The organism is Priestia sp. D51 (assembly GCF_053345675.1).
The window spans coordinates 294,813-308,001 of the sequence record NZ_JBLTIR010000004.1; the positions used below are offsets into that span (position 1 = coordinate 294,813).

Annotated in this window: 10 protein-coding genes; 5 read left to right on the top strand and 5 right to left on the bottom strand. The window is 39.7% G+C overall.

What is annotated here, in order from left to right:
* The first annotated feature begins 85 nt into the window (after nt 1-85).
* The gene (locus tag ACNHOZ_RS18250; RefSeq protein WP_028413557.1) at nt 86-352 is read left to right on the top strand and encodes a hypothetical protein; all 267 of its coding nucleotides are present in this window, start codon (nt 86-88) and stop codon (nt 350-352) included.
* A 2-nt stretch (nt 353-354) separates the two neighbouring features.
* Here ACNHOZ_RS18250 and ACNHOZ_RS18255 read toward each other — a convergent pair whose 3' ends face one another.
* The 3 genes from ACNHOZ_RS18255 to ACNHOZ_RS18265 all read right to left on the bottom strand — a co-directional run bounded on the left by ACNHOZ_RS18255 (nt 355) and on the right by ACNHOZ_RS18265 (nt 3,568).
* The gene (locus tag ACNHOZ_RS18255; protein WP_048021191.1) at nt 355-954 is read right to left on the bottom strand and encodes a DUF3298 and DUF4163 domain-containing protein; all 600 of its coding nucleotides are present in this window, start codon (nt 952-954) and stop codon (nt 355-357) included.
* Between the two features lie 110 nt (nt 955-1,064).
* Nucleotides 1,065-1,919 (bottom strand): bifunctional methylenetetrahydrofolate dehydrogenase/methenyltetrahydrofolate cyclohydrolase FolD, encoded by an 855-nt coding sequence (gene folD, locus ACNHOZ_RS18260; protein ID WP_028408722.1) that lies wholly within the window; start codon nt 1,917-1,919, stop codon nt 1,065-1,067.
* 248 nt (nt 1,920-2,167) lie between these two features.
* The gene (locus tag ACNHOZ_RS18265; RefSeq protein WP_034265692.1) at nt 2,168-3,568 is read right to left on the bottom strand and encodes a tannase/feruloyl esterase family alpha/beta hydrolase; all 1,401 of its coding nucleotides are present in this window, start codon (nt 3,566-3,568) and stop codon (nt 2,168-2,170) included.
* Nucleotides 3,569-3,770: 202 nt separating this feature from the next.
* Between ACNHOZ_RS18265 and ACNHOZ_RS18270 the strand changes: the two genes are divergently transcribed.
* Nucleotides 3,771-4,241: a staygreen family protein gene (locus ACNHOZ_RS18270; protein WP_028413560.1), complete on the top strand. Its 471-nt coding sequence runs from the start codon at nt 3,771-3,773 to the stop codon at nt 4,239-4,241.
* 52 nt (nt 4,242-4,293) lie between these two features.
* Complete coding sequence (locus ACNHOZ_RS18275) at nt 4,294-4,773, top strand: hypothetical protein (protein WP_047751087.1); 480 nt, start codon at nt 4,294-4,296, stop codon at nt 4,771-4,773.
* Nucleotides 4,774-4,806: 33 nt separating this feature from the next.
* Here ACNHOZ_RS18275 and gltD read toward each other — a convergent pair whose 3' ends face one another.
* Nucleotides 4,807-6,288: a glutamate synthase small subunit gene (gene gltD / locus ACNHOZ_RS18280; protein WP_255900666.1), complete on the bottom strand. Its 1,482-nt coding sequence runs from the start codon at nt 6,286-6,288 to the stop codon at nt 4,807-4,809.
* A gap of 16 nt (nt 6,289-6,304) precedes the next feature.
* Complete coding sequence (gene gltB, locus ACNHOZ_RS18285) at nt 6,305-10,858, bottom strand: glutamate synthase large subunit (protein ID WP_447697263.1); 4,554 nt, start codon at nt 10,856-10,858, stop codon at nt 6,305-6,307.
* A 134-nt stretch (nt 10,859-10,992) separates the two neighbouring features.
* On the opposite strand from gltB, the gene ACNHOZ_RS18290 reads away from it, so the two are divergent.
* Both ACNHOZ_RS18290 and ACNHOZ_RS18295 read left to right on the top strand, forming a co-directional pair.
* Nucleotides 10,993-11,895: a LysR family transcriptional regulator gene (locus ACNHOZ_RS18290; protein ID WP_013056801.1), complete on the top strand. Its 903-nt coding sequence runs from the start codon at nt 10,993-10,995 to the stop codon at nt 11,893-11,895.
* 160 nt (nt 11,896-12,055) lie between these two features.
* A complete protein-coding gene (locus ACNHOZ_RS18295) occupies nt 12,056-13,126 on the top strand; it encodes a DUF3900 domain-containing protein (protein ID WP_447697264.1) in 1,071 nt (356 codons plus the stop codon).
* Nucleotides 13,127-13,189 lie beyond the last annotated feature (63 nt).

Genomic DNA, 13,189 nt, shown 5'->3' on the forward strand with positions numbered 1-13,189 from the left:
CTTTGTTCTTTTGACACATTTATTTTTTCTGATTCACTATTTGTATAGTATGCTAGTACATATCATAGAAAAAAGGATGATGGTGATGGAGGAATATTCTTTTCGTTTTCATATTACAGATTCTTACCCTTTGCAAAATGAAAACGATAAAATAGAAGCTGTTGTACGCACCAAAATCAAGCATGCGGAGCGAGGATGCTTGTACGAGGGTTATCTTCGTGTTCATATCACTAAAATCGGGGTGTTTCCTGTAGCAAAAGATATTGCTGAAGCGATTGGCGTTCGTTCGCTTCGTCAGCAGTTAGCGGCCGAATTAAAAAGATACGTACGGCCGCACCGCAATTTTTTATAACTTTATCCAAACATTTGTCCAAGTGGACTTTCATCTGTAATAATATCTTGAATAGCATAGATAGAAATTGGAAAGTAAGGAATTCCATATGCGTAAGGAGCCAGGTCATACAGCTGATAAAATAGTACAAGTGATTTATCGGCGATATAAAAATCCTGATTTGGTTTAATTCCTTTATATTCTCCAAGAACCATAATATCGCGCTCTTTTATTTGCGCTCCTACTATTTTAGAAAGAACACTTACGTAATTACTGTCTTTTTTAAACAAATCTTTTAGTTGATACGTTTTTCCAGTCAGCACATTAAACGTTAACGGAACTACCACGGTCAATCCGTGCGCTCCCCCGGAATAAGCAAAATTGACAAGCGTTAAGCTGAGCACATTTCGCTCGTTTGTTTTCAACTCATAATAACCCGTTTCTTCTGTATCCGGATTTTCTCCATATCCCTGCTGACGAATTAATTCATTCGTACGCTGCAAGATCTTACTGTTAATGCTGTGCTGAACAGCTGGATTAGTCAAATGAACAGCTGGATAGTAAACGTTTAACTTTTTCTTCACTATTTGTTGAGAATATACCGTTGCAGGTAACGTAACCATCGCTTCCTCCTCTTTCTATACAGAATGTTACATTCTATTCTTTTAGCTTTCATTCCATTACTGAAGCAAAAAAATCCCGTGCATATACGCACGGGATTTTTAACTTTCTATTATTTTACGTTGTTAATTGTTTTAGCAGCGTCTACCGTATTTTTTAATAGCATTGTGATGGTCATCGGACCAACGCCGCCTGGTACTGGTGTGATATAACCTGCAACTTCTAAAGCCGCTTCGTAATCAACATCACCAACGAGTTTACCATTTTCCATTGTGTTACCTACATCAATTACAATGGCACCCGGCTTAATATCATCTGCTTTGATAAGTCTAGGTTGTCCTACAGCTGACACAAGAATATCAGCTTGTTTTGTTAAAGCAGATAAATCTTTTGTGCGAGAGTGAGCAATTGTTACCGTTGCACTTTCTTGAAGTAACAGCATGGATACTGGTTTACCAACAATATTGCTTCGTCCAATTACTACCGCATGTTTACCTGAAATTTCTTCACCTGAACGTTTAATTAACTCAACGATACCGTGTGGTGTACATGGTAAATAGCACTCATCGCCAATGACCATATTCCCTACGCTTACTGGGTGGAAGCCATCTACATCTTTTTTAGGAGATACAGCATTTAATACTGCTTTTTCATCAATATGTTTTGGTAATGGAAGTTGAATAAGAATACCATGAACAGATGGATTTCCATTCAAGTGATGGATTTCGTTTAAAAGCTCTTCTTCCGTAATCGTTACGTCACGTTTGATAATTTCAGACGCAACACCGATTTCTTCACAAGCCTTTGCTTTTGCTTTTACATATGATTGGGAAGCAGGGTTTTCTCCTACTAAAATTACGGTTAAACCAGGAACGATACCTTTTGTTTTTAATTGAGCTACCTCTTCTTTTAATGCGGCGCGCAGTTCTTGCGCTACTTCTTTTCCTTTAATTACTTTCGCTGTCATGATGTTTTTTGCTCCTTTCAACTGTAGCCATTTAATAAATGTACGAATTATAGTTATTAATCTAACACAAAAGTTCGGTTTTGTTCAATGTTTTTATTATTTTTATTTTAAATAGATAAAAATAAATAACAAATAACGTATATTCCATTCTTATCGCACTATAATATTTTGTATTCATAGAAGCTGTTTTTATTCAAATGTTGCTTTTCTAAATTAAAAACCGCGCCTTCGGCACGGTTTTCGACGATTTATTTTTTTGTTGATATGCTTTTCTTTGTAGTCAACGGCAGCACGTCTTCCTCTGTTTTTAGATCCTTTACATGCATTTCCTTGAGAGGCACACTTATTTTCTTATTTTTCGGAGGTTCTTCAAAATTCTCCACCCAATCACATAGCAGTTCAAATCCTTGATACACATAAGGAAGGAGAGGCTGAAGCTTTCGATCTGGATCAATTTGATGATTCCATACTAAGCTATCAATATGGTTTCCATTTTCAATTACGTAGTGACGATGAAGGTGCTGCTTACCAGAATCTTTTACCAGTTGTTCATAAGGATAAGCATGAATATCCGGAAAAATAAGAGCATCTAACGACCCTGTAATGCTTATCAACGGAACGGAAATATCACCTGTATTTTCAATTTCACGAACTTTTTGCTTAACATCTTGTGGTCTTTCTTGATAATCATACTTTTTAAAAATAGAATCTAACGAACGATCTCTAACTCCGTTTTCAAAAAGCGTCAAGTATTTTTGCCACGGAATGCTTCCAGGTGCTTGACTGTCAAACTCATCTCTATATATATTAAGTGTTAAAAACCAATAATACTGGTCATGATATGGCCATAAAAACTCAGATCCTTTTGGCAACCCTGCTTGATACAACCGGTGCAAAGCTTCTTTTTGCGATTCACCTACCGTATACAGTGCTTCTTCGGCATGATTTACAACAGGTGTTAGGGAAGTGATCAAGTTATCGTGATCAGCTCGCCACATAACCCCTTCCCATTCAACCCCTCCATTAAAAAGCTGAGGCTCTCCATTTTTCCCATCGTTTTCTAAAGCATAGCGAACAACATAACCCCCATTAGAAATACCTAAAGCATACGTTTTTATATCAAAATATTCTGTCACTTCTTTCTGGAGTTTGTGACGATAATTTTCAAACAAAAATCTCTGAGCAATTTTTGTCACTTCTCGGTATTGAATATGCCATTTTCTAATGGAGTCTTCTTCTTTGACTAGAGCGTTTTTTGCTTTAGCAAATGGATCATCTCTCACTTCTTCTCCCTGTGTCCCTTTATCAGAAGCAGCAAACGCAAACCCTTTTGCCAACACATAGTCGCTGAACAGTAAATCCGTTGATTTCTCATCTCTGGTAGCTGGAACTCCCGACATAACTAACTTTCCATTCCAGTCATCAGGAATTCGAATGAGAAATTTACCACCATCAACTTCACCTTCTACTTGAACGCCCGTTATTTCTTCAGGCTGATACATGTAATACCATCCATTTTTTTCTTCTTTTGTTCCCCAATAGATAGGAGCCAGCCCAATGTTCCCATAGGCAGTCGCTGCTTGAAATTGAAGAGGGTTTTTAGTCGTTAACCAGTTTCCATACTTACCGTCAAACGTTGTGATATTCAAGTGATAACCTCCATTCACATTTGCTTTTGAAGACAATCTTCGGGGACTGTACACGTATAATTTTAGTTAAATATTACCATTAATTTCTCAAAAAGTACATCAAAACGCCTTTGTTGCAGAAAGAAAGTAGACATTTATCACATCTGAGCCCATAGCGCCGTATAATATTGAAATTTATTCAAAAAAAGGAGTGTCAATGACTATGAGTTCGTTTAATTCTTCAAAACTCTCTACAACTCTCATTCCCCCTGCTACTTCCTCCTATCCGGTTTCTGGAAGAAAATATACTCTTACTCATTCTGATACAACCGGTCAGCTTTTTTTAAGCATCGGATGCTCATATAACAACAAGGCGATAGATAAAAATATGCGTGATGAAGTACTAGCTGCTCTTCACGTAACAGACCGACAAGCAGTTATTCAAGGCGAAGTTTTTGTTAGCGGAGGTGAGTTCAGCCGCGAGCAAGCACAGCTTCGTTATCACATTTTCCGCCGGGAGCTTCCGCTTGCTTTAGAAGCAATATTTTACGGAGACCAAGCGTTTTTTCAACATTATCCAGACTTGCTAAATACACCGATTTACATTTATTTTGTATCGACTTATCAAGAATTTAGAGGGTGGTCCTATTATCAAACCCCTAAATTTTATTTAAAACAAACATGCAGCAGCTAGCACGCTAGTGCATAAACTAATGGAAAATGAACGAGGAAGGTGTGAATGTCTCATGTACAGTCAATGGGTTTACCCCTATATGCCGCGCTACTACCATCCAGTGGTTCCTACTACGAATGAAAATTATTTAGAACCTTATAGATACAATGAAGACTTATTTTCTTATATCCTGCATGAAGAAGAGGAAGTTAGATCTACACGCGATGTAGACAGAGTGATGAAAATTTTAAAACGCCAGTATCAGTCCATCTACAGAGATGCTCAACGAGGCGGGATGGATAGCAAACTAACAGAATACTTATTTCGTTCCATTGTAAGATTTGTTGATGATAACTATAACAATTACAGCGGATCTATTAACGAACGCGTCGAAAAAGCCGCGCGACAGCTGAAAAAACGTGATCCCTGGATATTTGAACTTTTTAACTTATACAGCGTTTCCCCTGTTTCACAAGTTCGAATTACTAACACGATTTTAACCGTTTCATTTGAAAATTTACGTAGAGGAAATGAAGTGCCAAATCCTAGATAAACAAAAAACCGCCACAATTGTGACGGTTTTTTGTTATGGTAATACAGTTGCTCCCATTAGATGGCTATCAACTTGTTTAGCTACTTCACGACCTTCATGAATAGCCCATACGATTAAACTTTGCCCACGACGAGCATCACCAGCAGCAAAAACACCTTCAACATTTGTTTTGTAATTTCCATACGCTGCATCTACGCGACGATTTTTCGTTTCAACACCAAACGCTGATAGAACCGGATGCTCTGGACCTTCAAACCCAATCGCAATAAAGACAAGCTGAGCTGGCCATACTTTTTCTGTTCCTGGAATTTCGGTAAAGATGTACTGTCCATTTTCACCTTTTACTTTTTCCATTTGAACCGTATGAAGTTCTTTTAGATTACCTTGCTCATCTGCCACGATTTTTTTCGTTTGAATTGAATATTCACGTGGATCGTCCCCAAATTTCGCCTGTGCTTCTTCATAAGCATATTCAAGATTAAATACATGTGGATATTCAGGCCACATATTATCTGCCGTACGCTCAGCAGGAAGCTGAGGATGTTTACCAAACTGAACAACGCTGCGGCATTTTTGACGAAGAGCAGTAGCTACACAGTCAGCTCCCGTATCTCCGCCTCCAATAACAATAACGTCTTTTCCTTCAGCATCAATAAATTGACCATCTTTGAAGTTAGAATCTAAAAGGCTTTTTGTTGAAGTTGTTAAGTAGCCCATTGCAAAGTGAACTCCTTTTGCTTCACGACCTTCTAATACTAGATCTCTTTGCTTCTGAGCTCCTGTACACAAAATGACAGCATCATATTGTTCTTTTAACTCTTCAGCAGTAATGTCTTTTCCAACTTCCGTATTCGTTACAAAATCAATACCTTCTTGTGTCAATAAGCGAACACGTCTTTCCACTACTTCTTTATCTAGCTTCATATTTGGAATTCCATATGTTAATAAACCACCGGCACGATCTGCTCTTTCATATACCGTTACTGAATGACCCGCTTGATTCAGCTGATCTGCGCTCGCTAAGCCTGCTGGTCCAGAGCCAATAACAGCAATTTTTTTGCCTGTTCTTTTCTCCGGAATACGTGGAATAATCCACCCATTCTCAAAGCCTTTATCAATAATAGCGCGTTCGATATTCTTGATCGAAACCGCTGGATCTGAAATAGCAAGCGTACAGGAACCTTCACACGGAGCAGGACAAACGCGTCCTGTAAACTCCGGGAAGTTGTTGGTTTTCATTAAACGCTCTAAAGCTTCTTTCCAGCGTCCTTTATAAACTAAATCATTCCACTCTGGAATTAAGTTATAGATTGGACATCCAGAAGTAAAAGCATTAATATCCATTCCCATGTGGCAAAAAGGTGTGCCACAATCCATACATCGTGCTCCTTGACGGCTTAGCGCTTCATCAGATAAAGGAGCAGCATACTCTTTCCAATCACCTAAACGTTTTAACGGGTCACGTTCCTTCCCTTTTTCACGTTTGATTTCCATAAATCCTGTTGGTTTTCCCATCGTACTCTCCCCTTTCTTACTGAGCTACCGCTTCTTGTTGTTTTGCCGATGCTTTCTTTTCTTGTTTTGCATTTTCCTCAAACGCACTCATAGCTGCTTCTTCTTCCGTTAACCCAGCTGCTTTTTGCTCTTCAATGCGATTCATCATGCGTTTATAATCATTCGGAATCACTTTTACAAATTTCGAAAGCGATTCTTCCCAATTTTCTAATACAAATGCTGCTTTATGACTGTCAGTATATTTTAGGTGATTTGCAATCATCTCTTTTACTTCTTCTGCTTCTTCTCCTTTTAAGCTCTCAAACCCAATCATGTCTTTATTACAAAGGTTTTTGAATGCTTCTTGATCATCAGCAAATACGTAAGCAATACCGCCAGACATTCCCGCACCGAAGTTTTTACCTACATCACCTAATACGACAACGCGTCCGCCAGTCATATATTCACAGCCATGATCCCCAATTCCTTCAACCACTACGTTCACACCGCTGTTACGAACCGCAAAACGTTCTCCTGCTAGCCCGCTAACATAAGCTTCACCGCTTGTTGCACCGTAAAATGCCACGTTCCCGACGATAACATTTTCACCTGACACAGCTGTTGTTTCCTTAGGTGGAGCAACGATGATTTTACCTCCTGATAACCCTTTTCCGATATAATCATTTGCATCTCCAGTTAGATACATAGACATTCCTTTTGGAACAAATGCACCAAAACTTTGTCCTGCAGAGCCAGTGAATCGAAGAGTAATCGTATCTTCTGGCAGACCTTTCTCACCGTAACGTTTTGTAACTTCACTTCCTACAATTGTTCCAGCTACACGGTTAATATTAGAAATTGGCAGTTCTAACTCGACTTGATACTTATGCTCGATTGCTTGCTGTACCGCTGGCAAGATTTTTTGCATATCAAGAGATTCGTCAATTTTATGGTTTTGAGGTGTTTTAAAAGTACGTACACCTTCAGCTTGATATAAAAGAGTTGTTAAGTCTAAGTGCTGCGCCTTCCAGTGATTTTTTGCACGTTCGCTAACGCTTAATACGTCTGTACGTCCAACCATTTCATCTACTGTTTTAAATCCAAGTTCAGCCATAATTTCGCGTACTTCTTGTGCAACAAATTTCATATAGTTAACGATGTGATCCGCTTCTCCTAGGAACTTTTTACGAAGCTCTGGGTTTTGCGTCGCCACTCCAACTGGACATGTATCTAAGTGACACGCACGCATCATGATACAGCCTAAAACAATTAAAGGCGCCGTAGCAAAACCAAACTCTTCTGCTCCTAAAAGTGCTGCCATGACTACATCTTTACCCGTCATTAATTTCCCGTCTGTTTCAAGCACTACCTTTTCGCGAAGACCGTTTAACATAAGCGTTTGATGAGCTTCCGCTAAGCCCAGTTCCCACGGTAGTCCCGTATGTTTAATACTTGTTTTTGGAGATGCTCCCGTACCTCCGTCGTAGCCGCTAATAACGATAACGTCCGCTACTCCTTTTGCTACTCCGGCAGCAATCGTTCCTACTCCTGCTTTTGAAACGAGTTTGACGCTGATTCGTGCATCACGGTTTATATTTTTTAAGTCATGAATAAGCTGTGCTAAATCTTCAATCGAGTAAATATCGTGGTGTGGAGGAGGTGAAATTAAGCCTACTCCTGGCGTTGATCCACGCACATCTGCTACCCATGGATATACTTTGTTTCCTGGAAGCTGACCGCCTTCTCCGGGTTTTGCACCTTGTGCCATTTTAATTTGAAGCTCATCCGCATTCACAAGGTAATGACTTTTCACTCCAAAACGGCCAGAAGCAATCTGTTTAATCGCACTGCGGCGATTATCTCCATTTTCATCCACAGTGTAGCGGCTAGGGTGTTCGCCACCTTCTCCACTGTTACTGCGTGCGCCTAAACGGTTCATCGCAATCGCTAATGTTTCATGAGCTTCTTGACTTAAAGATCCAAACGACATAGCACCTGATTTAAAACGTTTTACAATCGAATCAACTGATTCCACTTCATCAATGGAGATAGATGAACGCGTTCCATTAAACGAGAATAGGTTGCGCAAGAAACCGATGCGTTCTTCATTAGCCGATTCAGAGAATTTTTTAAATAAGCTGTAATCTCCCTTACGGCAAGCCCACTGCAGCGTGTGAATTGTTTTTGGATTAAACGCATGATGCTCGCCCGTGTGTCTCCACTGGAAGTCGCTTCCTGACTCTAACGTTTGCTCAATTGTTTCAACATAAGCATTGTCGTGACGCGTTTTCGCTTCTTTTGCAATAACATCTAAACCGATACCGCCAAGTTGCGAGGCAGTACCTGTAAAATATTGCTCGATAACCTCTGCACTGATTCCAACTGCTTCAAAAATTTGTGCGCCCCGATAACTTTGCACCGTTGAAATGCCCATTTTAGACATTACTTTTACAACACCTTCAGTAACGGCTTTTACATATTTCTCAACAGCATAGTCATACGATACGTTCAACGTACCTGCGTTAATTTCATTTTGATATGTTGCAAAAGTAAGATATGGATTAATTGCGTCTGCTCCGTAACCAATCAGTGCTGCAAAATGGTGCACTTCGCGCGCTTCTCCTGTTTCCACTACAATGCTCGCCTTTGTACGGTTTCCTTTTCGCACTAGGTGCTGGTGCAGCCCGCTGACCGCTAATAAAGCTGGAATGGCTACAGAGTGAGCTCCCGCTTCACGGTCTGTCAGAACAAGAATGCTAGCGCCTGCGTTAATTGCCGCTTCAGCTTCAGCAAATACGCGATCAAGATCTACTTTTAAATCATTTGTGAACACCGCAGAAATAACAGCACTTTTGAAATCTGGATGAATGGCAGACTTCAGCTGATGAGTTTGATCGTTTGTTAAAACCGGCGTCTCAAGCTGAATTCGATGAATGTTTTCTTTGGTTGGATGCAGTAAATTCCCTTCTGCACCAAGCAACGTCATTGTTGATGTAACCAACTGTTCACGAATAGCGTCAATCGGTGGGTTCGTTACTTGAGCAAACAGCTGCTTAAAGTAATTGAACAGCGATTGAGGACGATCAGACAACACGGCTAATGGAGTATCATTACCCATTGAACCAAGCGGATCTTTTCCTTCTGTAATAACTGGAACTAAATATTTATGAATATCTTCATACGTGTAGCCAAATGACTTCTGGCGAATGACCAAATCATCGAAGTATTCAGATTTTTCTCCCTGCACTTCTGGCAACGTTACCAGCTGTTCATCTAACCATTCTTGATAAGGCTCAGCCTGTGCCATTTCAGATTTAATTTCTTCATCTGAAATAATTCGGCCTTCTTCTAAATCGATTAGAAGCATTTTACCTGGGCTTAAACGATCTTTATATAACACATTTTCATCTTCAACATCAATGACGCCTACTTCTGATGAAAGTATGATGTAATCATCTTTTGTAACATAATAGCGAGCTGGACGTAAACCGTTACGGTCTAAAATAGCACCGATTTGCTTTCCATCCGTAAACGAAATAGCAGTCGGACCATCCCATGGCTCCATTAATGCGCTATGATACTCATAGAAAGCACGTTTTTCTTTTGACATGTGCGGATTCTCAGACCAAGGCTCTGGAATAAGCATCATCGCTGCATGGGCTGGCTTGCGGCCGGCCAATACAAAAAACTCTAGCGCATTATCTAACATGGATGAGTCGCTTCCTTCAGCATCTAAAATTGGAAGAACCTTCGGCAAATCCTTACCAAATGCGTCCGAAACAAACTGCTGTTCACGCGCTCTCATCCAGTTTTGATTACCGCGAAGCGTATTGATTTCACCGTTGTGAATTAAATAACGGTTTGGATGTGCTCTTTCCCAGCTTGGGAACGTGTTTGTGCTAAAGCGAGAATGCACTAAAGCAAACGCTGAAGTAAAGTCTTCATCTTGTAGGTCAAGATAAAAAGCATCCACTTGTTCAGGTGTTAACAACCCTTTGTACACAATTGTTCTGCTTGAAAGACTTGTAAAATAAAAACGGTTTTGACGTGCCTGCGCCCAATTTTCCGCTTGCTTACGAATAACATATAGCTTGCGCTCAAACGCTAAGTCATCTTGAATACTGTCATTTGCCCCAATAAATACTTGTCGTACGTATGGACAGCTTTCTTTTGCAACTTTTCCGATTTTTCCGACATTTACAGGCACAGTTCTCCAACCTAATAACGTTTGTCCCTCTTCTTCAATTAATTTATTAATATAAGCTTCAATTTCTCGACGCTCGTCTTCATTATTTGAGAAAAAGATCATTCCAACTCCATAACGACCGTTTTCTGGCAAGTTCAGTTCAACGCATGTCTTTTTAAAGAACGCGTGTGGAATTTGTACCATTAATCCAGCTCCATCTCCTGTTAGCGGATCACTTCCCTGTCCGCCTCGATGGTCAAGCTGGCAAAGCATGTTTAGTCCTTTTTTAACGATATCATGTGACGCTACGCCTTTCAATTGAGCGTATAGTCCGATTCCACATGCATCGTGCTCAAATTCAGGACGGTAGAGACCTTGAGCTTTTGGCATTTGATTGTATGTCATCTTCTTCTCCCCCGTTCGTTTTCTTTATCTTTTTAAGATCACCTGTTTACATTGTAAGTTTTCAAATCAATATAAACAATATATAATTTAGATAAAACTAATCTAATTTTGATATATATAGATGGAGGATGCTTATGGAACTGCGTCAATTACGCTATTTTATGGAAGTTGCAAAAAGAGAACACGTATCTGAGGCCGCAGAATATCTGCATGTAGCTCAATCAGCAATCAGCCGTCAAATCGCGAACCTGGAATCTGAGCTAGGTGTTAGTTTATTCAAACGTGAAGGAAGAAATGTCAAGTTAACAGCAATAGGAAAAGTCTTTCTTGAGCATACGGAGACGGCCATGAAAGCTATTGACTATGCGAAAGAACAAATTGATGAATACTTGGATCCCGAAAGAGGAACGATTAAAATCGGATTTCCAACAAGCCTTGCTAGTCACCTTCTTCCTACTATTATATCAGCCTTTAAAGAAGAACACCCAAATGTTGCTTTTCATCTTAGACAAGGTTCGTACAAATTTTTAATTGAATCGGTTAAAAAAAGAGATATTAATATCGCTTTTTTAGGCCCTGTACCTGTAGAAGATCAAAGTATTGAAGGGCATATTCTATTCACTGAAAATCTTTTAGCCCTTGTTCCCTCTCATCACCCGCTCGCTGAACGGGATAACATTCGGCTGCGGGATTTAAGAAATGAAGATTTTGTGCTATTTCCAAAAGGATTCATTTTACATAAAATGGCCTTTGACGCTTGCAAACAAGCAGGATTCATGCCCAATATTTCATCTGAAGGAGAAGATTTAGATGCGATTAAAGGTCTTGTATCCGCAGGAATTGGCGTGACGCTTCTTCCTGAAAGTACAGTGTCTGAAACGACTCCTCGTTTTACGACTAAACTTCCTATTCATACGCCGCAGCTTCAGCGGACAGTCGGAATGATTATTCCTAGAAATCGTGATTTAGCACCTTCTGATAAAATTTTTTATAAGTTTGTCAAAACCTTTTTCGAACGTTTGGAACAGTATAAATAAGAGAGGCCCCCTGCCTCTCCTATTCTTTGCTTTATACACTATTCCTCAGCTGATCAATTGTATAAATAGATCTTTTTCCCCTAAAGCTAACAGGCATTGACGCTTACCGGACTCTTTCTTATACTGAAGTAACTGACTAAAAAGAAACAAGGTGACTGCTATGGATTTTAAAATTAATTTTTTATCATTTTACGTAATACAAGTAGAAGGAAAAGAAGAACAGGCCTCTAAACAATATAAGCATTTTCAAACGCTTGATACGGAAGAATATGAAGAAAGTTCCATTAAAGATTTTTTAGACGGTGAATTTAAAAAAATTGTAAAGCGCAAAGTAGAGCGACACCCCAAAGCAGAACAAGTGCCTACAAAGCTCGGGTATTTTATAGTTGAACCGGGACACGCTCTCGACTCAAACCCTAATTATAATTTATTTCACCGCACTCGTTTTGCCACAACCAAAGAAGAATTTGAAGAAAACAGCGAACAGTTTATCAATGCATACCTTGATACTGCAGCCGTTCGAGGAGGAGCATTTTTAGTGGTATCTGCTGTTCCAAGAAAATATTTTGATCATGCTTTTGTGTTTATTTTAAAATGTGACTTCGAACCAAAAGTGGCTTCAATTTCAGATGAATCAACCCTTATTCGTCACGTAGAAATGGCGATTACTACTAAAAACATGAAATCCATTCAATACCCATACATGCCTGAAGAAGGCATGGTGGAAGAAAGCGAACTCGTTATCCACCAAGCGTCTCACGCCCGTTATTTTGAAGACTTTTTGAAATTCATTGATTACAACGAGCCGATGCCTGAGATTATGAAAACACAAGTGATGGATATGGTGCGTGAACACGTCAGCGAAACGTTTGAAGCAGAAAGCGTAGAGCTTGAACAGTTTGAATCAGACATGGAACTGTGGGCAACAAGTGAAAAGCGTGAGCTTCAAGAACGTTTAGATACCCATCAAGTCATGGAAGCCGCTGCTCATATCGTCGAGCATACCCCTGATGCAGAGCTTAAAATGAAGCTTGGCGAAACAGAGATTAAAGGGCTGCTAGCTGATTTTGGTAAAAATATTCATTTAGCAAAAGTGAACGGACGCTACGTGGCGTTAATTGAAGCGGAATCGATTCTGTTTGAAAAAGGCGCGTCTCCGATTGAGTTTCATAAGCCAGGTGATTTGCACGGGATTATTGAGAAAATCAACAGTAAGAAATGGGAAGAATAAATAAAAGGAAGAGAGCTGTGTATTTGCTCTCTTCCTTTTATTTAACTGAACTAGTAGCTCTAT

Excerpts from the sequence above, each read along its gene's own strand:
- ACNHOZ_RS18250 (WP_028413557.1), top strand. The coding sequence starts at position 86 with ATGGAGGAATATTCTTTTCGTTTTCATATTACAGATTCTTACCCTTTG.
- ACNHOZ_RS18255 (WP_048021191.1), bottom strand. The coding sequence starts at position 954 with ATGGTTACGTTACCTGCAACGGTATATTCTCAACAAATAGTGAAGAAA.
- folD (WP_028408722.1), bottom strand. The coding sequence starts at position 1,919 with ATGACAGCGAAAGTAATTAAAGGAAAAGAAGTAGCGCAAGAACTGCGC.
- ACNHOZ_RS18270 (WP_028413560.1), top strand. The coding sequence starts at position 3,771 with ATGAGTTCGTTTAATTCTTCAAAACTCTCTACAACTCTCATTCCCCCT.
- ACNHOZ_RS18275 (WP_047751087.1), top strand. The coding sequence starts at position 4,294 with ATGTACAGTCAATGGGTTTACCCCTATATGCCGCGCTACTACCATCCA.
- gltD (WP_255900666.1), bottom strand. The coding sequence starts at position 6,288 with ATGGGAAAACCAACAGGATTTATGGAAATCAAACGTGAAAAAGGGAAG.
- gltB (WP_447697263.1), bottom strand. The coding sequence starts at position 10,858 with ATGACATACAATCAAATGCCAAAAGCTCAAGGTCTCTACCGTCCTGAA.
- ACNHOZ_RS18290 (WP_013056801.1), top strand. The coding sequence starts at position 10,993 with ATGGAACTGCGTCAATTACGCTATTTTATGGAAGTTGCAAAAAGAGAA.
- ACNHOZ_RS18295 (WP_447697264.1), top strand. The coding sequence starts at position 12,056 with ATGGATTTTAAAATTAATTTTTTATCATTTTACGTAATACAAGTAGAA.